The organism is Rubripirellula amarantea, from assembly GCF_007859865.1.
GTDB classification, from domain to species: Bacteria; Planctomycetota; Planctomycetia; order Pirellulales; family Pirellulaceae; genus Rubripirellula; species Rubripirellula amarantea.
Map to the genome: position 1 here is coordinate 584623 of NZ_SJPI01000002.1, position 26354 is coordinate 610976.

The 26354-nt window shown below is 55.1% G+C and carries 20 protein-coding genes; 10 read left to right on the forward strand and 10 right to left on the reverse strand.

The features are described from left to right. Positions 1–65 precede the first annotated feature (65 nt). From flgA to Pla22_RS15515, 10 genes are all read left to right on the forward strand, one after another. Positions 66–1283 carry a flagellar basal body P-ring formation chaperone FlgA gene (gene flgA / locus Pla22_RS15470; protein WP_165440697.1) on the forward strand — a complete coding sequence of 406 codons (1218 nt, stop codon included), beginning with the start codon at positions 66–68 and terminating at the stop codon, positions 1281–1283. Between the two features lie 9 nt (positions 1284–1292). Then, complete coding sequence (locus Pla22_RS15475; protein ID WP_390620270.1) at positions 1293–2138, forward strand: flagellar basal body L-ring protein FlgH; 846 nt, start codon at positions 1293–1295, stop codon at positions 2136–2138. 143 nt (positions 2139–2281) lie between these two features. Continuing rightward, complete coding sequence (locus tag Pla22_RS15480) at positions 2282–3379, forward strand: flagellar basal body P-ring protein FlgI (protein WP_315854219.1); 1098 nt, start codon at positions 2282–2284, stop codon at positions 3377–3379. Between the two features lie 118 nt (positions 3380–3497). After that, on the forward strand, positions 3498–3848 hold the full coding sequence (locus Pla22_RS15485; protein ID WP_146515744.1) for a rod-binding protein: 351 nt from the start codon (positions 3498–3500) through the stop codon (positions 3846–3848). Further along, a complete protein-coding gene (locus Pla22_RS15490; RefSeq protein WP_146515745.1) occupies positions 3848–4342 on the forward strand; it encodes a hypothetical protein in 495 nt (164 codons plus the stop codon). Before Pla22_RS15485 ends, Pla22_RS15490 begins: the two co-directional genes overlap by 1 nt. Before the next feature lie 367 nt (positions 4343–4709). Beyond that, complete coding sequence (locus Pla22_RS15495) at positions 4710–6740, forward strand: M28 family peptidase (protein ID WP_146515746.1); 2031 nt, start codon at positions 4710–4712, stop codon at positions 6738–6740. A 201-nt stretch (positions 6741–6941) separates the two neighbouring features. Further along, positions 6942–7565: an OmpH family outer membrane protein gene (locus Pla22_RS15500; RefSeq protein WP_242632081.1), complete on the forward strand. Its 624-nt coding sequence runs from the start codon at positions 6942–6944 to the stop codon at positions 7563–7565. A gap of 216 nt (positions 7566–7781) precedes the next feature. Beyond that, positions 7782–8681, forward strand: a complete 900-nt coding sequence (lpxC, locus tag Pla22_RS15505) for a UDP-3-O-acyl-N-acetylglucosamine deacetylase (RefSeq protein ID WP_146515747.1) — start codon at positions 7782–7784, stop codon at positions 8679–8681. A 59-nt stretch (positions 8682–8740) separates the two neighbouring features. Further along, the gene (gene lpxA / locus Pla22_RS15510) at positions 8741–9550 is read left to right on the forward strand and encodes an acyl-ACP--UDP-N-acetylglucosamine O-acyltransferase (RefSeq protein ID WP_146515748.1); all 810 of its coding nucleotides are present in this window, start codon (positions 8741–8743) and stop codon (positions 9548–9550) included. After that, positions 9547–10635 (forward strand): Gfo/Idh/MocA family oxidoreductase, encoded by a 1089-nt coding sequence (locus Pla22_RS15515; protein ID WP_146515749.1) that lies wholly within the window; start codon positions 9547–9549, stop codon positions 10633–10635. The genes lpxA and Pla22_RS15515 overlap by 4 nt, the downstream gene beginning before the upstream one ends. A 190-nt stretch (positions 10636–10825) precedes the next feature. Here the strand turns inward: Pla22_RS15515 and Pla22_RS15520 are convergent, their stop codons facing one another. The 10 genes from Pla22_RS15520 to Pla22_RS15565 form a co-directional block, all read right to left on the reverse strand. Further along, the gene (locus tag Pla22_RS15520; protein WP_146515750.1) at positions 10826–12031 is read right to left on the reverse strand and encodes a GNAT family N-acetyltransferase; all 1206 of its coding nucleotides are present in this window, start codon (positions 12029–12031) and stop codon (positions 10826–10828) included. Between the two features lie 325 nt (positions 12032–12356). Continuing rightward, positions 12357–13895, reverse strand: coding sequence for a sulfatase family protein (locus Pla22_RS15525; protein WP_146515751.1), 1539 nt, complete (start codon positions 13893–13895; stop codon positions 12357–12359). 191 nt (positions 13896–14086) lie between these two features. Beyond that, a complete protein-coding gene (locus Pla22_RS15530; RefSeq protein WP_146515752.1) occupies positions 14087–16108 on the reverse strand; it encodes a DUF4340 domain-containing protein in 2022 nt (673 codons plus the stop codon). 169 nt (positions 16109–16277) lie between these two features. Then, positions 16278–19223: a Gldg family protein gene (locus Pla22_RS15535; RefSeq protein ID WP_146515753.1), complete on the reverse strand. Its 2946-nt coding sequence runs from the start codon at positions 19221–19223 to the stop codon at positions 16278–16280. A gap of 118 nt (positions 19224–19341) precedes the next feature. Further along, positions 19342–20109, reverse strand: a complete 768-nt coding sequence (locus Pla22_RS15540; RefSeq protein WP_146515754.1) for an ABC transporter ATP-binding protein — start codon at positions 20107–20109, stop codon at positions 19342–19344. Positions 20110–20627: 518 nt separating this feature from the next. After that, positions 20628–21104, reverse strand: a complete 477-nt coding sequence (gene rimI / locus Pla22_RS15545) for a ribosomal protein S18-alanine N-acetyltransferase (RefSeq protein ID WP_146516542.1) — start codon at positions 21102–21104, stop codon at positions 20628–20630. 865 nt (positions 21105–21969) lie between these two features. Further along, positions 21970–22455 (reverse strand): hypothetical protein, encoded by a 486-nt coding sequence (locus Pla22_RS15550; protein WP_146515755.1) that lies wholly within the window; start codon positions 22453–22455, stop codon positions 21970–21972. A gap of 94 nt (positions 22456–22549) precedes the next feature. Beyond that, entirely contained in the window at positions 22550–23524 is a 975-nt protein-coding gene (locus Pla22_RS15555; protein WP_146515756.1) for a ParB/RepB/Spo0J family partition protein, read from the reverse strand. Continuing rightward, a complete protein-coding gene (locus Pla22_RS15560; RefSeq protein ID WP_146515757.1) occupies positions 23517–24263 on the reverse strand; it encodes a ParA family protein in 747 nt (248 codons plus the stop codon). The genes Pla22_RS15555 and Pla22_RS15560 overlap by 8 nt, the downstream gene beginning before the upstream one ends. Before the next feature lie 739 nt (positions 24264–25002). Then, positions 25003–26337, reverse strand: a complete 1335-nt coding sequence (locus tag Pla22_RS15565) for a DUF1015 domain-containing protein (protein WP_146515758.1) — start codon at positions 26335–26337, stop codon at positions 25003–25005. Positions 26338–26354 lie beyond the last annotated feature (17 nt).

Sequence of the window (26354 nt, forward strand, 5' to 3'; positions counted from 1 at the left end):
TTTGTCGGATTGCCGAAAGTCTTGGCGACTTTGGTTATCCCCAAACACTGTTATCCCCAAACGCCTTGTTTGGTTTGAAATTCCACGGATGGAAATTGAAGATGATGTTCACAGGCAAGATGCCACTCACCCTGCTTCTGGTGCTCGTGATGGCGTCGTTGGTTTGTGCGCAGGATTCCGCGGTCATCAATGCTCACACACGTTGGGTTCTCAAAACCAAGTCGAACGTCCGAGTCAATTCACCGATCGTCCGTTTAGAAGACGTGGTCGAGCCAACTGATCCCAACATGGCTGGTTGGAAACGAATCGCCCGGTCGCCAATCGGTTTGGTTCCCGTCGGGGGCCAGACGATGACCATCGAACGCGATCGTCTTAGCCCCATCATCTTGGCCGCCGAGGCAACGCCACGAATCATCGACTGGGTCGGTCAGGACACCATTCGCGTCGTCTATGACAAGAACTACAAGCCTCAGTCGCATTCGTCGGTCGCGCAAGTTGCGTACACGCAAGGTACGGTTGCTGGGGCAGTGACTAATGCCGGTTCTTATGCAACGGGTTCCTATGAAGCTGGTTCCTATAAAGCGGGCGAATCAGGGCAAGATTCCCAGGTCGGATCAGTCGAGCGATTAACCGCATCGGAAAGTCGCCGCGTGGTGCATTGGATTGAGCTAGCGATCGAGCGGTTTCAGCCCAGCATTCATGAATCCTACGAAGTCGAAGTCGAGGCTGATCAACCAGGACTCGCGGCGCTTCGATTGATTGGCGGCGTGACAGATTGTGCGCCCGTCAGTGAACCGCACGAAGGCGTTTGCGTGTTCGCGATTGAAGCCAGGTCGGCTGACGGCACAGTGCGTTCCGACATCAGCGTTCGGCTTTCCGCTCATCCCACCGTCGTGGTTCCTGCTCGAACGCTGGGGCGAGGACATCGGATTTCGGCCAACGACTTAGAGTTACAGCCGATCCCCGCCGAACAGTTGAGCGGCGATGTGATTGTGGACATGGATTTGCTGATTGGCAAAGAGGTTCGCGGTACGCTGCGAATCGGCCAGCCCATCGGTCATGGTGAAATTGGAGAGCCGATTTTGATTCACCGAGGCGACTTGATCGAACTGCGAGTTCTCGGTGGCGGTGTGAGCGTGTCGACCAATGCGAAGGCGGTCGACAGCGGTGCCCATGGAGAATTGATTGAAGTGGAGACCATGGCTCCACGCAAGCGAATGGTCGCGCGAGTGTCCACTATTGGCGTCGCGGAAATTGTCACACGTGCACCGATTGTTAGGTAACCAGGATTGATGATGAAATCGCCCAACCTACTTGTTGGCATTCTGTTTGGTGCACTGCTTTGTGTGGCGTCGCGTCCCGCGATCGCCCAGAACAGTTCGCTGTTGCATGCGCCGATGCCGCGAGTGAGTCTTAGCGGGCCGCAGTTCGACAATCCGATGAACGCCGGTCCGCTGGCGAATCCGCGTCCCGAGCAACGCGTGGCTGAACAAGCATTGCCGCAACCTAGTGATGGACAAGTTGCCCCGTACAAACCCGGTATGGTCGTTCAAGCGGGCGATTCCAACGCCGATCGCCCGCCGGTGCTGCTAAACGGAGTCAGTTGGACCTACCAACCGGCACCGCCAATTCGAACGTTCCAGAAAAACGATGTGGTCACCATCCGCGTCGACGAGATCACTCGCGTGCAGGCCGACGGATCCGCCCAAATTCGCAAAACGACGCTCTACGAAGCGGTGCTGAGTGATTGGATCAAGCTGACTGATTTCCGCTTGCGACCTGACCCGCAGGGCAACGGTGATCCGACGATCGGGACGGAATCCAACAACAACTTTCGAGCTCAGTCGACGGTTCAGTCTCGCGAGTCGTTGACGTTTAACATCGCCGCGACCGTGGTCGACATTCGGCCCAATGGAAACCTTGTTCTTGAAGCCCGCAAGCAAATTCGCGTCAACGACAATTTGTGGGAAACATCGCTGACGGGAATGTGTCGTGCAGTGGACATCGCGCCCGACAATGTGGTACTGAGCAAGGACTTGATCGATCTAGAGATTCAGAAAGAAGACCGCGGGCACTTGCGCGACGGTTACAAGCGAGGCTGGTTTCAAAGGATCTGGGATCGAGTGCAGCCGTTTTAGTCTGCGTGCTTGAGTGATGTGGAGGGCGACGACCTGTTTTGTGCAGTCGGATCGTCAATCAACCTCTCGAGCAACAAGGCAGCAATACCGTTCGACGCGAAAGTCATTTGATGAAACATCCACTCACTCAGATCTTCGGACACATGGTCGCCGTCGTTGTCATCGGCGTGCTGGTGTTCAATCAAACGGTTTTCGCCGAAGGATTGAAGCTGGGAGACCTCTGCCGCGTCAAAGGCCAAGAATCTAACACCCTGCAAGGGTTGGGTTTGGTCGTCGGTCTTCGAGGAACTGGCGATTCGGATGCATTGCCCACCTCGCGTGCGTTGGCTCGCATGATGCAGTTGATGGGCGGCCCGATGGCGACCGATCGAATGGGCAACTTGGACTTAAGCGATGTCGCGGATGCCAAGAATGTTGCCATGGTGTTCGTTAACGCTCGGATCCCGCCGGCGGGTGCGCAATCGGGCGACATGCTCGATGTGACGGTGAACGCTATCAGTGCCAAGAGTCTCGACGGCGGAACGTTAATGCTGACGCCGCTATTGGGACCTCGCAGCGACAACCCGACGGTGTACGCGATGGCTCAAGGCCGTTTGGCTGTTTCACGCGACGGGCCTGCGACGACCGCATCCATCCAAGGTGGTGCCAAAATGGAAGCGTCGGTGCCCGCTGTCTTTCAAAAGGACGGCAAGCTTACGCTCGTTTTGGAGCGAGATTTTGCAAGCTTCGACACCGCTCAACGAGTGGAGGATGAGATCAACAACCTGTCGTCGTTGACGCTAAGCGATTCGCTGGCTCGCAGCAGTGGAAACTCGATTGGCGGCGTGAAGTCGTCTCGAACGTGGGCCAAGGCGATTGACCAACTTCACATTGAAGTCGGCATTCCCGAGGTTTACCGAGACAATCCGATCAAGTTCATTTCATTCTTGTTGGGCACGACTATTCAAATCAACAGTCATTCCAACCGCGTGGTCATCAATGAAAAAGACGGAGTGGTCGTGATCGGCCGAGACGTCGAGATCGCGCCCGTGCTGGTGACGCACCGAAACCTGCGGATCGACGCGGGCGGGGGCGGTGGTTTTACTCAGGTTTCTGATAAATCAGACGTTCCATCCAATGCCAAGTTAAAAAGTTTGGCCGACGCGTTGAACGCATTGGATGTGCCCACGGATGACTTGATCGCCATTATCAAAACGCTCAAGCGAAAAGGTGACTTGTATGGCGAGGTTGTTTTTCAGTAAGCATAGCGATCTGTTCACGATGTGAACGGATGTTGCAGCCGTTTTGCTTGTCGTAAAGCGGTTGCCATCTCGACTGGTTAGCAAGCGAGCAAGTGACGGTTAGTGAAGGTTGAATCTTATGAACCCCCTCTCATCTTCATCGAAGTTGCCGCCGCTTTCCCAGACGCAGTTGTCCCAATCGCAGTTGTCCCAATCACCAGGGGCGGTACCGCCGAAACTGGATGCGGCCGGCGGCAGTGAAGAATTGCGAGAAGCATTCACGGATTTCGTCGGCCAGACCCTTTTTGGAAGCATGCTGACATCAATGCGAAAGACCGTTGGTACGCCGGCATACATGCACGGCGGACGAACCGAAGAAGTGTTTCAGCAGCAGATGGATCAATACCTCGTCCAAGACTTAACGGACGCCTCGGCTGACACCTTGGCCGATCCGATGTTCGAACTATTCAACATGCAAAGAAGATCGTAATGGATACCTGGAACGATCGCGTCGCTGCCTACGCGGCTGAGGTCGCTGAAATTGCTGAGACCATCGACCTTATCCTTGATGAGACACGGGTACACACCGTGGGCGTCAAGTCGAAAGAGGTGAACGAATCAACCGCTCAGTTGCAGCACGCTCTTGAAGAGCTCGAAGAGATGATCGGTAAGCGTGAGACGTTGCTGAAAGATCCTGAAGCACCGACGGCCGGCACGACGCTGATCGAGAAACTGCGGTCGACGTTCAACATCGAAGACGCTCGGTTGGCGAAGAAGTGCGAGGAAGTTTCGCATCAGATCGAGTTGACTCACCAACGAGCATTGTCGCTGTTCGTTTGCCAATTTCACTTGTCGGATCTGACCACCGATATGGTGCGAATTTTATCAGGTGTCACGGCTAAGCCGACCTACCAACGCGACGGAAGCACCCAGGCCAACCAAGGGTACCAGGGCGGTGGCGGATTTCTTGACGAAGCCGCGTAACGCAGCACGTTTGCATGTTTCGACGATATTTGCATCAGCCGAAGCGTCACGTCGATTCACGATGCGCTGTTGTTAAGCTATTGCTGAGCCCTTGCTGAGCTGATCTTGATTATCGCTGGGTTGCCGTTCTCTGCTATCGCTAACCGCGGCGTGCTTCTTCTTGCCCTCGCCACACGGAACCTGTGACGAAACATCCTGTGACGAAACGTCAGGTGGCGAAACAAAGTGGCGAAACGGAAGCGTGAAACGGAGTAGCGATACGCCGATGGCGCTGACCACGGGCCCTGCTAGGATGGCGGTTGTGGAATTGCAACGGCTGCTGGCCTTGCATTTGGCTCGGTGGTTTTGAAATTGCTAGGGGTTTTCGTTGAATTGGAATTGGACTTGCGCCGTCGTTCTATCGCTTGGGCTAGCGAGCGTATCTCGTGCTGAGGCACCCGTCGTCCTGCCCTCGCCCGTCGTTTTGCCGTCGATTGTGCAAGACATCGAATTCCTCGCCTCTGATGAACTCAGGGGACGCAGTGTTGCCGATGACTCGATCGATGTCGCGGCCAACTACATTGCTCAACGGATGTCGGACATCGGCTTAGACACAAATGCTTTTAACGGCGAACCGTTCCAGCCGGTTTCGATTGAACTGGAAGCCAGTGCTGGGGCGGCGGACGCAAACCGGTTGGCCTTTCGCGTTTCCGATCAATCGGGGCAGCAAGTCGAGATCGTTGCAGAGCTTGATGCTGATATGAACCCATTGGCTGCCGGGGCGGACAAGGCAAATCTAACAGCGCCGCTCGCGTTTGTCGGTTATGGAATCACAGCACCGAAGCTTGGCTACGACGACTACCAAGGCGTGGATGTGGCTGGGCATGTGGTCGTGATCTTACGCAAAGAACCGCAGGCCGCTGATCCCGATTCGGTTTTTGAAGGTGCTCGCAATACACGGCACGCGTTCTTTGCCACCAAAATCCAGAACGCGATCGAGAACAACGCCAAGGCAATCATCTTCGTGAACGACGTGGGGAGTGTCGCTGCGGCGGTCAAGCAGCAAGAGAACCGGATCGCTGCGGAGCTCAAGCGTCGCAAGACCATGGAAGAACAAATCGCAGCCCTGCCGGCCGAGGCAATCAACAACCGCCAAAACGTCGCCGAGCGAATCGCTCAGATCGACAAACTGGTCGACGCGATGAAACAAGAGTTACGGGCTATCGAAAAAGGCGTGATGTCGGTCAATGAAGCTGGTTCGCGAGATCGCAGTGCCGCGAATACGTTGCCGATTGTCTCAATGTCCCGCACCACACTTGACCAACTGTTGGTTGCTTCGAGCGGTAAGACGTTGGCGAGTATTGAATCCGAAATCGACCAGAAGCTGAAGCCTCAGTCGCGTTTGCTATCAAATGTGGTGGTCGAATATAAGAATCAGGTAACGCCGTCGAGCCGCGTGAGCAACAACGTTGTGGGCGTGATTCCCGGTCGCGGCTCGCTCGCCGAAGAAACCGTGGTTGTGGGAGCTCACTATGACCACGTGGGAATGGGCGGAATCGGTTCGCTGGCTCCTGGGACCATCGCGGTTCACAACGGAGCGGACGACAATGCGTCGGGCACCTCGGTGATGTTGGCTACTGCCGAACGAATGGTGTCCCAGCTCGCCGGTATCGGATCCCACCGTCGCGTTGTCTTTATCGCGTTCACGGGCGAAGAACGCGGGTTGTTGGGTAGCAAGCACTACGTGCGTAATCCTCGGTTCGCGCTGCGTTCAACGGTCGCAATGATCAACCTGGACATGGTAGGGCGACTGCGAGAGAACGAACTGACGGTGTACGGGACAGGATCCGCGATCGAAATGGACGAGATCGTGGAATCGGCTAACCGCTCAGTCGGGTTTCGGCTCGACAAGGTAAAGTCGGGCTATGGTCCGAGTGACCATCAATCGTTCTACACTGCGGGGGTACCGGTGCTGTTTTTCTTCACGGGGCTGCACAACGACTATCACCGACCAACTGATGATTTCGGAAAAATCGACATGAAGGGCATGACCCGGATAACCGATATAGTTTCCGGATCAACTTTCCAACTCGCGGTACGCTCGAAACGGCCTGAGTACGCGGAAACGGAGAACAACGTCCAAATTCGTTGGCAAAAGACAGCGTTTTTGGGGGTTCGACTACGAAACCGCGAAGACAGAGCCATCATTGAAGCGATCGTGCCCGGTTCGCCGGCCGAGAAGGCAAGTATCCAGGCCGGGGATTGGTTGCTGCAAATCGGAAATACAAAGCTCGTGAAACGGGCGGACGTGTTTTCCGCGATGCGTGGTAAACGACCTGGTCAAAAGCTCAACATTACCCTCGATCGGCGTGGCAGCACGTTGGTGGTTCCGGTGACGTTGGCGGAAAACCAACCGTAGACTCAAGCTTTTTCCAAAACGTGCCCTTTCGGGAACTGATCGAATTGGAATTCGCTTAGAACAAGAAAAATTCGTCTTGCCGCGGCTAACTTGTGGTGACACAATCCGAGGCGATACGGATAGAAGTGATTGAGCGAGGTATGAAACCAAGCGAATCACTTCGGCGAATGGACGCAACAAAATTACGCAAGGAGAGCGGACGTGCGATTGAACGCAAAAACGGCTACGAAACTGGCTTTGACTCTTGGTTTCATGGTGCTCGGTGCGGTGGCACCCACGGCCGCCAAAGCCCAAGACTCCAACGGTCACCGCGTCGCGGTGATCGATGTGGCCTTCATCTTCAAGAATCACCCCGGCATCAAGAGCCAAGTGGCTGCCGTCGAGAGCGATTTAAAGGGTTATGAAGCAACCCTGAACGGCAAGCGAGACGAATTGAAGGCGGCTGCTGAAGGTCTGAAGACTTTCAAAGTGGGTTCGCCTGAGTACTCGGCTCAAGAAGAAAAGGTTGCTTCGCTTGAATCGAAGCTTCGCTTGGACATGGCTCGCAAACGTAAAGAACTTGCTGACGCCGAAGCACAGATCTACTTCCAAAACTACCAACGTATCGCTAAGACCGTTGAGCTGATCGCCAAGCACAACAAGGTCAACATCGTGCTTCGCTACAACAGCGAAAACATGGACCTTGAAAAGGGTGAATCCGTCATCCGTGGCGTGATGAAGAACATCGTTTATCACGACGACTCGCTCGACATGACCAAGGGCGTGATGGATTACTTGGACAAGGTTCAAGTTGCCAACAGCGGAACCGGCGCAGCACGTCAGTAAGCTGGTGGATGATTGCTCCCGCAACGGAAGTCAATTTGGCTTTCGGCGGGGCGTGGTGAAGTAGCTAGGGCTCACGTGTCGAAAGTCGCAAGGCTTTCGGCGAAGGCTAGAAGCCGAAGCCCTGGATGACCTTTGCTGCGAAGAAGACGTAGAAGATCACAAACGAGTGCATGGATGTGCTCGTTGCAATTTGAAGGTTCAGGGAGGGACGATCGCGTGCAACGCTTTCGGAATGAACATACGATTGCTTCGTCGTGCGAAATCCACGGACGAGGCTACTGGAGTGGCGAAGAAGTCACCGTGGCGGTCCATCCCGCGCCGGTTTCTTCAGGCATCCGCTTCATTCGAACCGACCTTCCCGGTCGCCCGTCGTGCCTTGCCAACGCAAGCACGCGGCAGGACGCATCGCTGCGAACCAATTTGGTCGAAGGCGAAGCGAAGTTTCAGATGGTTGAGCATCTGATGGCTGCTTTGTCGGCGCTTGAAATCGACAATTGCAATGTCGAGATCAACGGTGAAGAGCTTCCTGGCCTTGATGGCAGTTCACTCGGCTTCGCTCATGCTCTTGCTCGTGCTGGATTGATCATTCAGGCAGCACCGCGGCGGCGTTTGGTTTTGGATCAACGGTACCGCGTTAGCAGTGGTGACGGATGGATTGAAGCCACGCCTTCAAAGCGACAAGAAACGTACTTCGAGTACCACCTTAGCTTTGACGACGACACGCCGATCGAACCGCAAGCGTTTTCGATTGAACTGACGCCCAATGGCTTTCTTCGTGAAGTCGCGTCCGCTCGAACCTTTGTGACCGCCGACCAGGCTGATCAGATTCGTGCGGCTGGATTGGCTTCTCACGTGACCAATCAAGATATCGTCGTGATCGGAAGTAGCGGTCCGGTCGACAATGAATTTCGTTTTCGCAACGAATGCGCTCGGCACAAGACGCTCGACTTGATCGGCGATCTCGCGCTCTCTGGCATCGACGTTGCTGGTCGATTCACATCGTTTCGTGGTGGCCACAAGCTCAACGGAAAGATGGCGAGCTTGTTGGCTGACTTATCCGCCAAGCAATCGGCACGCTCCTTGGATGCGGCGCAGGACATTCGAAAAGTCGCTTAGCGTCATCCAGCAGATCATTTCCTCACAGCATTGCATTTCTTCAAAAGAGCCTCGCAACCATGAGCACCGATATCGCTCAAACCGCCGTCGTTGATCCCCGAGCAAAGCTGGGCACGAACGTCAAGATTGGCCATTTTTGTATCATTGGCCCTGATGTGACGATCGGTGACGACACGCGGCTGGAAAACAACGTCGTCTTATCCGGCATCACGCGGATTGGCGAAGATAACCATTTCTTTTCCAACTGTGTCATCGGAACTCATCCGCAAGACACGACCTATCGCGAAACCGCAACCTGCGTCGAAGTGGGACACGGAAACATCTTCCGCGAGTTCTGTACGGTCAACCGAGCGACCGAAAAGGAAGACGGCGTCACTCGCGTCGGTGACAACAACTACTTCATGACCAACACCCATATTGCCCACGATTGCAAGATCGGTGATCGCATTGTGATCGCGAACAACGGAATGCTTGGCGGTCACGTCCACGTTGGTAACGATGTCACCATCGCCGGCGGTGTTGGTGTGAATCACTTCGCATCCATCGGTCAAATGAGCTTTGTGTCGGCAATGAGCCGCGTGCTGCACGATGTTCCCCCCTACATGATCGTTGACGGCCAGCCTGCTCGTCCACGTGCGGTGAACAGTGTCGGACTCAAGCGTCATGATTTCCCTGAAGAAGACATTCGTCTGCTTTCGAAGTCCTACCGATTGCTCTATCGCTCTTGCGTTGGATTGGAAGCGGCACGAGAAGAGATTTTGTCATACGGACCTTTGCGTCCAGCGTTAAAAGAACTTTTTGATTGCGTCGAGCGTGCCGGGTTGGGCAAGCATGGACGCAGTCGTCAACATCGAAAGAAAGCTGCGTGAGTAAGCTACGTACTGCCGTCGTCGGCGCCGGTCACCTCGGTCGCATCCATGCCAAGTTGATCTCGCAAGTAGATGGAGCCGAGTTGGTCGCTGTCAGCGATCCCTTCGAGGCCGCTCGCAAGATGGCGAGTGAGCAGTTTGGGGTCGTGACTCATGCCGACTATCGCGATGCGATCGAAGGCTGCGATGCTGTGATCATTGCGTCCCCCACCGGGACTCACGCTGAGGTCGCTGAATCGTTCTTGAAGGCTGGCAAGCACGTCTTCGTTGAAAAACCAATCACCATCGAAGGTTCCGACGCGGACCGCCTAGCGATGATCGCCGCCAAGAAGCGGTTGACGTTGCAAGTGGGCCATGTCGAACGATTCAATCCAGCCTTCACCGCGCTTGAATCACTCGCGTCGGATGTGAAGTATGTCGAGGCCGTCCGTGCGTCTTCGTTCCCTGGTCGATGCCTTGATGTAGGTGTCGTGATGGACTTGATGATCCATGACTTGGATTTGGTCTTGTCGATGACAACGGCGGCGGTCACGAGCGTTCGCGCATCCGGCATGTCCGTGATCAGCGATCACGAAGATGCCGTCGAAGCAAGAATCGAGTTCGCGTGTGGCTTGGTCGCCAATTTGAAGGCCTCACGAATCAGTCCCACGCCGGCTCGTTCCATGCAAGTGTATGGACCGCGAGGGTTTGCCGAGATTGATTTTGGTGCTCCATCGTTGTCGATCGTTCGTCCGTGCGACAGCGTCGTCAATCGTTCGTTCAATCTTTCGGCTGAAGTGGAAAGCCCGCTGGGATACGGAGCCCAGTTGTTTAGCACTCGGTTGAAGTGTGAAACGTTGGAACTTGAACCACGTAACGCGATCTTGGACGAGTTGCATGATTTCGTGATCAGCATCCAAACTGGCGTTCCGCCGATGGTGGACGGAGTAGCGGGGGCTCGGGCCGTCACCGTGGCTCAGCAAGTCTTGCAAGCCGTGGAAGAGCGAGTTTGGTACGCCGACGCGAGTCCTGCCGAGTGCGGACCTCACGCTCGAGTTCGTGAAAGCATTGAACAGGCGACGCGTCGAATCCGCCGAGCTGCCTAGTCTAAGAAGCTAAGCGTCACGATTCGCCACGATTCGCCGCGATTCAACTCGTTTCGCGTGCGGGACGCAGTGTTTGGAGTTGAGCTGTTTTCAGATTGCAGCGTTTTCCGCACATCTCACCGGCTTTCGTTGAAAGCGGGTGTGTTTGGATGCACGATCAGGGCTCGCATGCTCGCCAATGGTCGCGGAGCTATTTGATTTTTCCGATTCCAGCATTGGGCTGGATCGTTCGCAGTACGCTCTTGAGCTGATTCTTCAACGGTGCCCGTTTGAGCGTATTGATGATGGATTGCTTGGCTCGACGAAACGTGCGATGAAGACTCGATCCGCAAACGTTTCCATGCGACACGGTGGTGATGGTATCGGTTTGCTTTCGCTTGTACGGTTGTTCGCCGTAACCCATGTCGATGCACTGGATCCCCAATGCGGTGGATTCACGGACAATGGCTTTGAAGAGAGCCGTTCCGGGCGAGTAGATCGAGAACGCTGGGTTGTAGACGGGGAACCAATAGTGCAGCAAACCCGCTTCGATCATCCCGTAGTGCATTGCGACCACTTCATCGCCCGCTCGCAGGACCGAAAGCATGCCTCGCATGGTACAGTTCGCAATCGGTTGATCGTTAGGTTTGGCGTGCAACAGACGCGCCATCTCTCGTGTCCAATCCGGTGTGAACAGGTCAAGGATGTTGGTTCGGCGGTACTGATTGCGCTTCCACTCGATCGCTTGCGCTAGCAGTTCGGGGTCGCGGCAATCCATTTCCAGTCGAACGTCACCGAGTTCGCGTTCCATTTTACGTGTCTTTTGATCCTGCTTGCGAATCGTTTTGTGCTCTCGTTCGAGCGACGATAGAAACGCGATGGAATCCGAACCAAGTGAGGCGCTGAACGATTGAGTGGAACCGTCAACCCAATCCGAACTCAAGTCAGCGGTCTGGCCCACCAATGCATGGAAGTCGAACGAACGCAGACCGCAGCGATCAAGCATCCACAACCAATCCAGTTCGGTGTCGGGAGCCATCACAACATTGTGGGCGTCGTTAAAAAAGCGACCTGCGGGAACGGCCGTTCGTCCCACTTGGTGAATCGGCAGCATGCCAAGCAGCCGATTGCGCTCGAGCATCAAGATTACGTTGACGTCGCCGCGAGCGGCATGAACGGCATCGATGAATTCAAGCGAGAAGAACGGAGTACTGAATTCCGGCTGAGTCGCGCGGAGCTCTTTCCAGCGCTGACGAGCCGAAGCGTCCAAATGATGCCAACCGATCATTTCGGCACTCGTGATGGTGTCGTATTCCGCTGGTTGACGGTTGATCTGTTGAGCAACGGATCGCAAGCGATCGGCCTCATGCGTCATCGTGTCGGTGGTCAGGTCTTCAGGACCGAGTAAAGTACTCACGGCGAGCAAACGGGTAGGCGTGCGAAGGACCGGATTCCGATACCGAAGCGAGTCCAGTCCGGAAACTGCGGTTCCCAATCGGAACCTGCGGCCAGGAACATTGATGCTAATTCAACCCCTTTGCAGATCGAGTCTGGTGGGAGTCACGATTGGCAAAAGCCGTCAATATCAGCCGGATGTGCCGGTTGTACCAGGAATTTCGCGAGGGAATGAAGTTTGGAAAGTCGAGCTGAAATGCTTTGGCGAATCACGCCATGGCTGTCATCGCGACAACCATGGCCGATTGAGTAGCTCATTTTAGCTTGTCGATTCCGCCTTCGGGTCGCTAGTTCGCATTGCGGTTGATGGGTTCTTCCACCACCATCGCCTCGGGGAAGTCGGCCGCTTTTTCGCCGCCAACACGTTCCCATCGCTTGTTGTTGAACCCACCTTTGGGTTGGTTCATCGGAATGTCCATCCCACCGGCGTCACCGAGCATCCGATAGAGCTCGTCTTCCATTTCCTTCGCCACGGACTTGTAATCAGGGTCGTACAGCAAGTTCTTGGTCTCGCCAGGATCCGTGGTCAGGTCGTACAGCTCGTCAGCGTCCCACAAACCGTAGTACGTGATGTACTTAAAGCGGTCGCCACGCAAGGCAAACTGAGTCGGTGATTGAGGAAAGTTCTTCTCCCAGTAGTAGACGTACAAAAAGTTCTTGCGCCATTCCATCTCGGGATTGTTGGGCAGTTCCAAGAAGCTTTCACCGTCCATGTAGTCCGGTGTTTCCAAGCCAGCCGCATGCAAGACGGTAGGACCGACGTCGATGTTTCCGATCACTTTCTCGACGACGGTGCCGCCCTCGAACAGATCCGGACACTGCATGATCATTGGTACTCGCATCGACTCTTCGTACGACACTCGCTTGTCGATCAGGCCATGCTCGCCCCACATGAAACCATTGTCGCCCATGTAGATCACTAGCGTTTCGTCGTGAATGCCCATTTCTTTGAGCTTGTCTAAGACGCGACCAACACTGTCGTCCACCGCGAGTGCTGATTCGCAATAGCGGCGGTAAAGCCAATCAAGTCCCTTGTCGCTGTGGTAGCTGAAGTCGATGCCGTGCCACGAATTGCGTTGATCGCGAACCCAGCGAGGCGTGTTGTTTTCAGCGGAAAGCTCGTCGCCGCGTGGCAGGAAGCTTAGATCCTCGTTCTCGTACTTGCCTTCGTGACGCTCAGCCGGTGTGAAATTCGAGTGAACCGCTTTGTGCGAAAGGTAAAGGAAGAATGGCTTCTCGGAAGACTTTTGTTCGTCCAACCAATCGACGGCGTAGTCGGTCAATTCGTCGGTGATGTATCCCTTCTGCTTCACCCGTTTGCCGTTCACGTTTAGCGTGTACTTGGGGCCTGGTGGCAAGTAGTTTCCTTGACCTTTGAAGCTGATCCAATGGTCAAAGCCTGGTCTTGGGTCATCGTGGTGACCGCCCATGTGCCACTTGCCAATGAAACCAGTCGAGTAGCCAGCGCGTTGCAAGAACTGCGGGAAAAACAAAGTGCCCTCGGGAACATTGCGATTGTTATCAATGACGCGATGCTTGTGGGTATAGAGTCCCGTCAGGATCGATGCTCGCGAAGGCGAACACAGCGACGTGGTCACGAATGCGTTCTTCAAGTGCACGCCGTTCTTGGCGATCGAATCCATGTGCGGCGTTTCAAGAAACGGATGCCCCATGAATCCCATCGCGTCATAACGATGATCATCGGTCAAGATAAAGACAACGTTTCGCGGCTTGACGCCATCGCGTTTGGGAGCGTCAGGCAACTCTTGCGCATCGGCAACGGAAACAAAACAACAGGCAAGCAGTGCAAAGAGCGGCAAACGCATGGCATTCCAAATTCAGGGGGCGAAATAGAAACGCCCATGATAACCGAAAACGACCCAGGGGACTTAGTTGCCGACCCCGAAAACCACTGATGGGCGGCTTCAGGGCTGCGATTCCTGATTAGGATTCCTGATTGGGATTCCTGATTGGGATTCCTGATTGGGATTCCTGGTTGCGGTATCAGATTCCAGTATCAGTTACCGGGCGCACCGAAATTGAATTGCGGTCCACCTTGCAAAGCACCTTGGGGTGGAGTTCCCGCATCGGCGCTCTCTTCGCTCTTGAACAGGTCGTTGCGTTGGATGCGAAGCTGCGTGTAGGTCGTTTCGGGAATCACGTAATACCAGTCTGCGAAACGGGCGTTCAGTTCCGCGACGCGATTCGCCGCTTCCTTGAGACGGTCCTTACGCTCGTCAAGCAAACGCTGGTTTGATTTCGTGATCTTCTCTTGCTCGGCCTCCAAGCGTTCTTGCTTTTCCTCGTCCGTCATTTGAGTGTCGTCCGCAGCAGTTTCATCCTCAGTCATTTCAGCCGCGGCGTCACCGCTTTCGGCAGGTTCGCTGGCGTCTGCCGCAGGCGCGTCCGCTTCTTCGGTGGACTCGTTGTCTTCGGTGGACTCATCGCCGGTTTCTTCCGACTCCTCAGCGGTTTCATCTTGAGCCTGACCTGAACCGACTGCCTCGCCGCTGCCTTCGACTTCCGTTTCGCCTTCTTCAACGATGGTGTCTTCGGTACTGGCGTCCTCAGTACTGGCTTCCTCGGTACTGGCGTCTTCTGTCATCGGTTCCTCGGCGGATGCGTCGCCCTCTGCGGATGCGTCTGCGGCGGGCTCCTCCTCGGTCATGTCGGAGTTGTCCGTTGCGGGCTGTTGTTCCATTTCCTGCTCAGTCGCCGATTCTTCCGAATCTTCGAATCCCGTCAGCGGCTCTTCCTCTTCCATTTCGTCCGCAGCGGCCGCTTCGACCTCAGGTGGATTCAGTAAGGCATCGAGTTCTTCCAGCGTTTGCGGAACGGCCTGCAAATCAGGGGCGGGGAACTTGTCTTCATCAACGACGGTGGTGACAAACAAGTACCGGTTCACTCCACCGGCTTCGTCTTCGTCTGCCGAATCACCATCATCACCAATACCCGCGACATTGCCGAAACGCAAAACGTACTTCACGCCATTGTTGATTGAAACGCTCAGTTCACCATTGGCCGACAGGATTTCCGCTTCGCCATCGGTGCCCATGCTGACCGGGTAAAAGCCACGTTGAGCCAGCGACGTCACGGCATCTTGATTGCTCGTCAAATCTTCGCTGGCTTTCAACGTCGAACTGACGCCTTCCGGCTTGCGGAACACGCCGACGATTTTCAAATCATCCAGTGCGTTCTTCAGTTCGTTCAGTTTGGTGTCGTTAAGTTCCTTGTCAGCGGCGACCTGAACTTCCTTCGGCGGAGCCATGGGGTTCTTAGGATTGAACTCCATCAACTTATTCAGCGACCACTTCGTGCCCTCTTGGTCAACCAACGCCGTGTAGTTGCGAACCAACGCGATGCCGCCGGCACCCAGTTCTGCGGTGTAGTCTTTGATTTCGATTTGTTCGATGTCGATGCTGCTCATTTGCAACAAGTCGTCTTCGATCCAGTCAGTAAACTTCGTCGTTAAAGGTCCGTCGTCAAACTTCACAACGTAGACCGGGTCTTGGTTGGGAATGCGAACGTACCGTTTGGTTTCGTCGTCTTTGACTGGGTCCCCGATGATCAATGACGCAAGCGTTTCTTGCTTGTCGTTCTTGAACGTGACCAGACGGCCAACCCCTTCGTCGCCGACTTCCAAAGTTTCGAGCTTGGGTTCGATCACACCCAGGTCGTCGTGGTCTTCTGCATTTTCCGTCTGGACGTCTAGGATCTTCACGCCGACCAGCGAGTTCGCGGCAACCTTCATTTGTTCCAACGCGTCGGCCGGATAGCCATCCTTGGACGGGATTGTCCACAGGCCGGTTTCACGATCCTTGCGGATCTCGAACGTACCCAGTTGCCCTTGTTCTTCGTCGAACGTGACGATCTTCATGCTCGATGCGGCTAGCGGGTCTTTGAATTCCTGGAACAACATCGATCCAGCTAACTCTTCGCTTCCCGTGTCGGTTGCGCGAGGCCAAGCGACAAAGGTAGCCATCGCGATGGTGACCAGAGCAATGCCCCAGAAGGAGACAGTCTTAGTAGCTTCAGACATAGTTAGGTATTAGGTTTCAGGTAACAGGTGTCAGGGAGAGGTTCAGCGAACAGGGTTCAGCAAATGGGCAAATCGTGAGTCGTCGGGTTCCAGTGATCGGCTTCGAGCGGCAAGCAATCTTTTGGTTTGGCTGTTGCTGGACGCGTCGTTCCTATCACCGGTCCCGTTCCTACTTCAGCCTTGATTTGCTGATGTTTTCGCGTTCTCGCAATCGGCGGGCCGCGAACACGATCACGCCAACGACCAACGGTGGAATGCAAGGCAAAGCCACCGCAGCAGCTTTGACCTGGTTTTGAATCTTCGTGACCTGGTCGTCAGCGGTTCGCTGGATATCGCGAACCTTCAATTCCTGGTCACGCTTAAGTTTGGTTTGTTGAACGTCAAGCTTGCGTTGTTCGAGTTCCTGTTGCGTTTGGAAACGCTGCAACTTCGCTTGCAGTTCGACTCGGGACACTTGCCCATCGCTGTTCTTTTCTTGCAACTTGGCGATGTCTTCTTTCAAGTCCTTCATGCGAATGTCGACGGATTCCTGAGCATCACGAATCGCTTTGTCGTACTGGTCCTGGAATTCCTTACTTCGCTTACGAACTTCTTGTTGCGCGACGTCGCGGACCGAATCGATCATACGCAAGCTCGCGAACGTCGGCTCGTGCTTGCGAATTTCAACGAACTCGTCCTCGCCGGTTAACCAGTCGATGCAGTTGAGAACAAAGGTCACGTTTTGGAACTGGAACTTCGCCTCGGCAATCGTGTCCGGGTCAGCTCGAATCATCAAGAATTCAGGCAGCATCAAGTCGGTGTCGGCGACATAGACGACGCGGACCGGGCTAGTGGTCGGCGATTCTTCAACGACCGTCTCCTCGCTATCGTCTGAGCTGTCTTCGTTCGAGTCGTCGTCTGCTTTGGCAACGTCGTCGGATGCTTTGGCCTTACCTTCAGCTTCGCCTTCGATCGTGATTGCAATGGGAACCTGGGGACGAATGGAGTCCACTTCACGCTCGATCGTCGTCTGACCCGACATGATCTCGGACATTTTATCAAACGGGATCATTCCCGATTGACTGCCGGTGCGCAGCAGCGTGGTGTGCTTGAACTTACTTTCCGGCCGCGGTTCGACGACTCCGGCGACAATCGCCAGCACTTCGTTCATGCCTGAAGTGATCGGGCTTTCGCTCGAAAGCGTTTCCCCTTCAACGGCTCCCGGTGCATCATTGTCGATGAACAACCACATCCCATTGGCGCTGTCGGCCAAGGCTGGGTAAGGGTTGTACAACTGCCAAGCCAAATCGGGCGTGTACATGTTTTGGGCGTTCAGCTTGCCCGGTACATCGAGTTCCAGCAGGTCCCATAATTGGCGGATGTCACCCTTGGGTGATGCCCCGCCGCCGCCGCCAAACATACCGCCTGGTGCCTGTTTGGGAGCTCCAGTGGGAGTGATGTATCGCATGCCCACGGGGGCAGGATCTTCAAAAACAGCAACCGGAACACCCGAACGAACGGCCTCGAGTAAACGCTCAAATTGCGGGGGAGCGAGTGATGAAGGCTGAACGGCTAGGAGTGCCGCGTACATGTCCTTCGATACCGGACCGTTCAAATCGACGGCTTCCACTTCGTATTGCTTACTCAGTTCATCGATCAGCGGATGGCGATTGACCTGCTGCATCGACATTCCGGACATCACCGCGCCGCCCATCAATCGAGCGTCGGTGGCGACGATCCCGATGCGTTTCTTCGCTCCAGATGCGACGGTATCAATCGATCGAACCAATTCATATTCAACCGGAATGCCGTATTCGAAGATCGGCACTGTGACGTTCTGCAGGCCTGACTTGAACGCAGCGCCAAGAATCAGTTGCTTGGTTTGAGTCGAGCCTTTCTCGCGAACCATTCGAGTGACGGGTTCGATTCCGAAACGTTCTTCCGCGAGCGCTGCTTCGTCGCTGAACAATTCGATATTGTCGTACAAGTTGACTTCGAGTTCGCGACCACGGGACGCCGCTTCGCTGCGGAATTCCTTCAACAGGTTGACCAACTCGTAGCGAGTTTTCGCGTAAACTTCGGGGACATCCTTGCTGATGAACGCGTCGATCACGACCTTTCGGTCGCTGTCGAGTTCACGGATCAGCTTCTTGGTGGCCGGCGAAAGCGATGAAACTTTGCCTTCGGTCATGTCCTGGCGAAAGATGTCCTTGTTGCGAAAGAACACCGTCGCTCCACCCGCGATCAAGACCAGCGCCAAAACACGAGCGATGTAGTGCCACGCCATCGTGTTGCCGTCTTTGCCACCCGTCCAGTGACGCCGCCCGATCAACACCATGCACATGTACAAGCCTATCGCGGCAACGAGCACAAAGTACACGACTGACGAGGTGCTGATCACGCCGCGACCGAAATCGTCGAACGGGCGAGCGATACCAGATTCGCCGATAAGCGTTGCGAGTCGTTGGCTTGGTGAAACGCCTTTGATGATCGAAGCAAATGCCAGCGGAGCGTTAAACAGCGCACCGAGCACAAAGCCAACGGTTAGGTTGCCCGTCAGGAACGACGCGACCATTCCGATCGCGATCATCGTCAAACCGACGAAGTAGTAACCGAGGTAGGAAGTGAAGATCAGACCAATGTCGACTTGGCCTTCCGTCAAAATCGCCAGCGTCAAAAACGTGCTGATTTGCGAGAACAACAACGAGGCCGTGAAGATCGCCGACGCAGCCATGTACTTGCCGATCACGATATCAAAGTCATCAGCCGGCAAAGTCAGCAGCAGTTCGTCGGTGCCTTGCCGTTTTTCTTCCGCCCAAATGCTCATCGTGATCGCCGGGATAAAGACCAGCATGATCAACGGAAACCAGTAATTGAGCTGGTTAAGCGTCGCTAAGTTCTGGGTAAAGAACTCGTAGGGCCAGAACGCTGCGACCGAAGTCAAGAACACGAAAATACACAGGAACACATAGCCCGTGGGATTCGAGAAGTAGCCCACGAAATTCCGTTTCATGACCGCGTAAGCAGCCTTCTTCGTGCCTGAAAGCAGGGCAACGATCGTAAACAGGATCAGCAGGAAGACGAGGTCGTAGACCAACAAAGTGAGTAGGGCTGTGGTGACGTTGCTTGTCGCCATGATTGTCTTACAGGTGGGTTAAAAGGGAATGAATTGGTACTGATCGTGGCGTCGGCGATGGGGCAGCGTTGATGCCGATCGCAGGCGGAATGCCGGTGCCACTTGTCAAAGCTTGTTCTTAAACCGCAGCGCCGGCGGTCAGTTTGTGGAACGCTTCGTCGAGGTCTCCGCCGCCGATCGTGCGAAGTTCGTCGACTCCGCCGTCGTAAACCACGCGGCCTTCGTTGATCATGACAACACGATCAGCCATCGCTTCGACCTCTTGCAGGATGTGCGTCGAAAGCAAAATCGTTTTCGTTTCGCTCAATCGCTTCATCGTTTTGCGAACGCCGCGAATTTGGTTCGGGTCCAAACCGGCGGTGGGTTCGTCGAGGATCAGCACATCAGGTTCGTGCAGCAGCGCCTGGCTCATGCCGACCCGTTGCTTGAAACCCTTGGAAAGTTTGCTGGTCGGTTTGTACATCACGCTCGATAGGTCACAAATGTCGATGACCTTCTCAATCGCGTCCTTCTTTTGTGTTGCCGACATGCCGCGAGCGTCGGCGAAGAAGTCCAGCATCGACCAGGGCGTCATTTCAGGGTAAAGAGGTCCGTTTTCGGGCAAATAGCCGAGGTGACGACTGCCTTCGATGCGGTCTTCCATCATGTTGTGACCGGCAATGCGACCAAAACCTTCGCTCGGAGCGATATAGCCGGTCAACATCTTCATGGTCGTGCTCTTTCCGGCACCGTTGGGACCAAGAAACGCGACCAATTCACCTTCAGCGACCGAAAACGAAACGTCTCGAGCAGCGGCAAAGGGACCGTAAAACTTGCTTAGCCCCACCGCCTCGATCATTGGCCGCCGGTTCTCGTTGCCGGAAGCCTGATTTGGAGTATCTGACATGCGTATCCTGTTGCAGTTTCAATGGGAAGGGAGAAGAGGGCCGGCAATATAGCACGCCCACCCGGTTCTTGAACTTGGGTACGGCACAGGAAAAACGGCGGTTCGGTGGAGCGGCAAAAATTCTCGAATCTGTCTGCCTCGACCGCGGTTTAGGCCATCACGTCGCGCTCGTTCGCGGCAAGCTGTTTCTCGTTTGTCAGAAGCAACTTGCGCGATTCGCAATGCTGATCGTGGTCAGTTTAAGCGGTCGATCTGTATCAAACGACGGAATGGGCAATTCCTGGAACCGATGATCACGCTGGCACGAGCGGTGTCCGAATCGTGTGGCCGCGGTCTCCGTTACGCTAAGGGCGCGGCCTGGCGATCCTAAAGCAGGTTCACAATCAACCGCCTCCCGATCACGGCTAACCCGCCGGAGATTCGTCTTGATGCGTCGAGCGGTGACTTTGTCGGACCACAAAAAAACCTCCGCAAGTGGTTTGCGGAGGCTTGGTTGGTCAGGAGTGCGTGGCGACTTGTTAGCCGGCCAGCTTGCTGATGCGGTTGTGGGGTGAAGCCAATTCTTCGGCAGTCGCTTGGTAGCGGTACTGCATTAGGTAGGCGTCTTCGTCGGTGTCTTCGTAGAAGTCACGCAAAACGCTGACGGCCTTGAAGCCGATCTTCTTGAAAAACAATTGGGCTTCCAGGTTCGTTTCGCGAACTTCCAACATGATGCGATTGCGTCGTTCGTTGGACAGCTTACCGAGCAACTTGCTTGTCATGGCCAAGCCAACGCCACCACGACGATGATCGGGTGAGACAGCGAAGTTGAGAATGTGCAGTCGATTCTTGTGGAGTTCATAAATCATGAATCCAACCACTTGGTCGTTCTCTTCAGCGACCATGCCGATGCAGTTGCGTTGACGCAAGCATCGAATGAAGTCCTCTTCGGTCCATGAGAACTCGAAACTCTTATTTTCAATTGCCAGCACGGCTGGCATGTCGCGACGAATCATCCATCGAATATGAACGCACGTCTTTGTTTGGTTACTTTCCACGTCGGACTCCTTTCCAGCGAAACGCACCCGAGTTTCAATCCTTTGAAACCCGCCCCAGCCTCCGCGGCTAGCACAAAACCGATCCCCTCGGCCTCATGCGGCGAAGATTAGCAGAACCATGAAACCGCTCCAAGGTTGAAAACAGGGAAACGCAAACTTCGGAAACGCAACGTTTTCAGGGGGAAAACGCGGTAGTGTCGAGAAGTGTCATAGCAAAATAGTTCGACGTTGCTGCACTTATCCATCGCACCTACCGAACGAGAAAAGTTGCTTTTTTCTCTCAGTGTTTTGCTGGTACGATCACCCTTGGCATCGTTCCGCGAGCTGTTTCACGACCTGCCGACCGGGACGTGCGAAAAGTTACTGCGGCAAACTTTCGATCGTCGTTTTGCGCGCTGAGATAGCCACTGGTCCCCACTTAGTGACGCCGCTTAGTGAAGCGGTCGAGTGCGTGGTCTAGTGAAGCGGTCGAGTGCGTGGTCTAGTGAAGCGGTCTAGTGATGTCGATTAGTGACGTGATTCGTGACAGGAAGTTCCGAAGACGGAATTGCTTTGCCTTGACGATCAGACGTGAGCGAATGCAAGTCATGGCTAATTCCATTCCTTGCTCTAAAGTCTCAAGGATGTTCTTCACACTCAGCTCGGTCGTGACAGCAGGTTCAGCCTTCGTCGGCTTTCATCCGAAATCGCCCGACGAGATCCACGCCAGTTCAGTGTCAATCTGCTCCTTTCCGCCCGGTCGGAGTTGGTTGTTGACGAAGCGGCCGTAACCCGTGTCGCTTGGAATCTGAATCGGTAACATGACGCCATCGCCGCGATCAAGCTAAAGCGAGTCTTGACTGTAGTATCGCCGGGGACGGCCATCAAACGCTCGGTCAAACGTCCAGCCGGCGCAGCTCAGTTCCGGGCGATTGAACGTCCAGGTGTGAACATTAAATAGATCTTCGCTGGTTCCATTGCGAACCGTCAAGCGAAGATGGTCACTCTCGTCTGACACGGTGGCTAACGTTTGAAGCGATGCAATGATGGACTTCCAACGCTTCACATCATTCTCGCAGGCCCTGGCGTCGGGAAATCGCAGGAACGACCAATCGTGGGGCAAAGCGACATCTATCGTAGCAAGCGATTGTTCAAAAGAAGTTGACGAAGATCGCTGCACATACCCGTTGTGGATTGACACAATGGAAGTGCCCCAAACGGCCGCACCGGAAAGTGCGAGCCGGTCAGCGTCACCGTCGATTGTGATTGTGCTACTTGATCGGCGTTGAGGCCTGACGTGAAACAACCCGCGTGAAACCTTGTGGTTCACGCGGGTTGTTTTGATTTTAGAGGTGCTTGAGGGCTTCAGCTTGCCAAGCAGAGACCGGCGGTTGAGAGCTCGGTCTCGCTGCTTGTGGCTGGCCCTAGCCGGCGATTTTCAACTGAGGCCGAGTGGCGTCGACCAAGATCTCGCGAAGACGATCGAACTCGTCGGGATCGCTGAAGTGGATCGTGAACTTGCCTTTGCCGCGAGCGGAGCACTTGATCTCGACTTTGGTGCCGAAGATGTGACGCATCTCTTGCTGCATCGATTCGACTTCCGGTGAAATCGAGCGACGTTTTTGACGTGAGACGTTCACGATCTTTTTGCCGGTCTCGCTGTCCTCTTCCTTCTTCAACAGCTCAGCGACGTGAGTCTCGGTCGCACGCACGCTCCAACTGTCTTCCATGATCTTCTTAGCGATGTTGATCTGTACGTCCTCATCACCAATTGGAAGCAGGGCACGAGCGTGACCAGCGGTCACTTCACCGGCTGACAACAAGTCGAGGATCGCTTGAGGAAGCTCAAGCAGTCGCATCAGGTTAGCGATCGTGCTGCGGTCGATGGATAGTCGACGAGCCAGGTCATCCTGCTTGCACTTGTGTTCTTGAATGTAGCGTTTGAACGACAGGGCCTTTTCGATGGGCGAAAGGTCCTTGCGTTGCAGGTTCTCGATGATCGCGAGTTCGGCCACCAAGCGGTCGTCGGCTTCGCGAACTTCCGCACGGATGGTGGGTAAACCAGCGTGGATAGTCGCTCGCAAACGGCGTTCGCCGCTGATGAGTTGGTACTTACCGTTGACGATGCGAACCAGAATTGGTTGCAATTGCTGGTGGTTCTTGATCGATTCGGCGAGCGAAGCGATTTCGTCTTGGTTGAACTCACGCCGGGGTTGGAACGGATTGTTCTCGATCTCGTTGGTTTTCAGTTCCAACGATTCGATCCCGTGGCGTTCGCCATCCACTGGGTTGCCGTCTTCATCGAAGTCGGTGCCCAAGAGTGCGGCGAGTCCTTTGCCGAGGCGACGATCCTTGTTGCCTGCGGCGGAGTTCTTAGGGGTTGCGGTAGTACTAGTCACGCTGGAGCACCTCCATGCACAGCTGGGTATAAGCGAACGCACCACGTGATCGCGGCGCGTACTGGAACACGGTTTTGCCGTGGCTAGGGGCTTCGCAAAGCGAAACGTCCCTGGGCACGACAGAGTCAAAGACGATATCGCCAAAGAAATCGCGGACTTCTTCGTCAACTTCGCCTGTGAGTTCGAGAGTCGGATCGTACATCGTTAAAAGGATGCCGCCGAAAGTAAGTCGACCGTCGGTGGCGACGATGACTTTCTTGATGGTTTGAATGAGCTGGGTGAGACCTTCCATGGCGAAGTACTCGCACTGGATCGGCATCAGGACTTCGGTGCTCGCGGTCAATGCGGTCTGCGTCAGCGTTCCGATGCTGGGCGGACAGTCGATCATCACGAAGTCGTATTGTTCGATAACACTGTCGAGGTGGTTGCGAACGATCTTGGTTTCGGCGTCGCCGGCGGTCGCCAGCTTGTCGACGTCATGAAAAGTTCGACTTCCGGGAACAATCGTTAGGTTCTCGACCCGCGTGTCGACGATAAATTCATCGAGTGGGTTGGATTGAACCAAAGGGTGTCCGTCCGTGGGAGCGATCCCAAGCGACGTGGTAGCGTTGCACTGAGGGTCCATGTCGACCAGCAGAGTGCGTTGTCCCGACATTGCGAGAGCGGCAGAGAGATTGACGGCGGTGGTAGTTTTGCCAACGCCTCCCTTCTGATTAACCACGCAAAGTATCCTTCCCACGTTTGGTCTGCTTCCAAGTTATTGAAGCACGTTCGCCTGAGCCGGTTTCTACGTTCACCGGCCCTTTCCTTCGATGGGCGGACAGTACGAAAAAAACGTCTGGTGAAACAAGACTGGTTTCACAAGAAACTAGGCGCTTTTGGGCGAAACGGCAAAGTGGGCGATGCTGGGTAAGGTTTGCCGGTTGCCGATTCGCGGCACGAACCTTTGAAAGTCGGCCCAGCGGAAAATGCCCAGGCTGACCAGCGTTAATGGGCAGCCTTCCCAACGTTAGTGCGAAGCAGGGCGAATCTCGTTGCCCGCTGCATCAGGTCTGATACCGGGCTTGCCGATTTGGCCGCGGGTCCGCCAGAAGATCCGCCGCACGCAAGCAGCGGATAGGCGACATGGGAAAGGTTCAAGCAGAATGAATCATGCCCGAAGGTCCAGCGAGAAGGTGATGCGAGAATGTCCGGGGCGAAGTACGTCGGTTTTAGCCACCAGACCCCAGCGCAACGGGCTTGCGGTTCAGCAAAGCCCACTCAGTAATCACAGTGCAGTAAAGCCCACTCAGTAATCACAGTGCAGTAAAGACAGTGCCGCAATGACAGGGCAGCAAAGCCCATCCAGCAATCACAGCGCGACGACGCCGGGTGGATCAACGGCTCGGCTCAAAGCATCAAGGGCCAGCTCTCGCTGGCCCTTGTCGCTTGATCTTCATTTGATCCGTCTTTTACCGGGTAGAATCCGGCTTTCCGCATTACGCCAATGGATTGAACGTCAGGCCCGAGAGCAACTTGGGATAGAAGTACGTGCTCTTCGCTGGCATGCGTTCTTTGTGCAGGCTGATCGCTTCGACGTCGGATACCTTTGCGGGCATCACGAGAGCGGCCAGGGTGTACGGTTCATCGGAATCGCTTTCCGCTTGGCTGCCTTCGCCATTGATCCCATTCACCACTTCGTCGACTTCGTGCACGTAAGTTGGTTTGGAATGTCCGGCCAAACCGAGCAGGTTGTCGAATACCAAGCGGTGCAGCAGGCTCACGCCAAGCTTCCGCCAATCTTCGCTTTGGGCAGCGGCCAATTGAGTCATCTCCGCGGCAGCACCTTCGTTGGCTTTCGCCATTACCCAGGTGTCGTCGCCGACGGCGTACAAAGCGATCAAGCCCTGGTCGTCGGCGGTTTCCATATTGCCCCATGCTGCGTGAGCCGCGTTGAGGCCGCCCTCGAGCACTTCGCAGTCAAATTTGCCGGCCAGCTTAGCGATGATCTCGGTCGAAGAGAACGTTGGCGTCCCGCGAAGCAGGCGGTGAGTTGGAAGAACGATCATTCCTGGGTCGCTCATCCCCACCAGCATCGTCATCACATAGTTGGCGGGGTGATCTTCAGGAAGCGATCCACCGTGCTCGGCGGCCAATTGAGCTTTGTAATTGCAGGATGTCTCGTAGCGGTGGTGACCATCAGCCACGAACATCGGGCGGTCTTCCATCAACTGGCTGACCTTCGCGCAAACCGCTTCGTCGGTCACTGGCCAAATCGTGTGCTTGACTCCCAGGTGGTCGGTCGCTTCTAGCGGAGTGATGCCAGCGGTGGCGGCATCGAGCAGTTCGATGACCTCGTTGCTTGGGTCCGGGTAGAGGCCGAAGATTTGACTGTTGTTCTGCTTGGTTGCCGTGGTCAGCTTGAGTCGATCGACCTTCGCCTTGGGGTGCGTTTCTTCGTGAGGATAGATGTTGCCTTCGCCAAATGGCGTGGTTCGCACGCGACCTTGGAAACCACGGCGGACGACGGTTTGCCCGTCGACTTCGAACGTTTGGTGGTAGACGTAATACGCGGGTGCGGCTTCCGTCATCAGCACGCCTTCGCTCTTCCACTGCTCGACAAATTTTGCCGCTCGCTCGTACTTCTCATCGCCTTTGTCACCAGGCTCGGCACGGTTCAGGATGATGCGAATAACGTTGGCAGGGTGCTGCTTGTAAAGCTGGTCTTGCAGTTCGGGATCGATCACGTCGTATGGCGGTGCGATGACATCCGATAAGGCACCAACGTGGTCAAGGTTGTAGCGAAGGGCAGCGAAAGGAGCAGTTTGTGGCATTTTTGCGGACTTGCAGA

Excerpts from the sequence above, each read along its gene's own strand:
- Pla22_RS15475 (WP_390620270.1), top strand. The coding sequence starts at position 1,293 with ATGATGAAATCGCCCAACCTACTTGTTGGCATTCTGTTTGGTGCACTG.
- Pla22_RS15480 (WP_315854219.1), top strand. The coding sequence starts at position 2,282 with ATGGTCGCCGTCGTTGTCATCGGCGTGCTGGTGTTCAATCAAACGGTT.
- Pla22_RS15485 (WP_146515744.1), top strand. The coding sequence starts at position 3,498 with ATGAACCCCCTCTCATCTTCATCGAAGTTGCCGCCGCTTTCCCAGACG.
- Pla22_RS15490 (WP_146515745.1), top strand. The coding sequence starts at position 3,848 with ATGGATACCTGGAACGATCGCGTCGCTGCCTACGCGGCTGAGGTCGCT.
- lpxA (WP_146515748.1), top strand. The coding sequence starts at position 8,741 with ATGAGCACCGATATCGCTCAAACCGCCGTCGTTGATCCCCGAGCAAAG.
- Pla22_RS15525 (WP_146515751.1), bottom strand. The coding sequence starts at position 13,895 with ATGCGTTTGCCGCTCTTTGCACTGCTTGCCTGTTGTTTTGTTTCCGTT.
- Pla22_RS15530 (WP_146515752.1), bottom strand. The coding sequence starts at position 16,108 with ATGTCTGAAGCTACTAAGACTGTCTCCTTCTGGGGCATTGCTCTGGTC.
- Pla22_RS15535 (WP_146515753.1), bottom strand. The coding sequence starts at position 19,223 with ATGGCGACAAGCAACGTCACCACAGCCCTACTCACTTTGTTGGTCTAC.
- Pla22_RS15540 (WP_146515754.1), bottom strand. The coding sequence starts at position 20,109 with ATGTCAGATACTCCAAATCAGGCTTCCGGCAACGAGAACCGGCGGCCA.
- rimI (WP_146516542.1), bottom strand. The coding sequence starts at position 21,104 with ATGATTCGTCGCGACATGCCAGCCGTGCTGGCAATTGAAAATAAGAGT.
- Pla22_RS15565 (WP_146515758.1), bottom strand. The coding sequence starts at position 26,337 with ATGCCACAAACTGCTCCTTTCGCTGCCCTTCGCTACAACCTTGACCAC.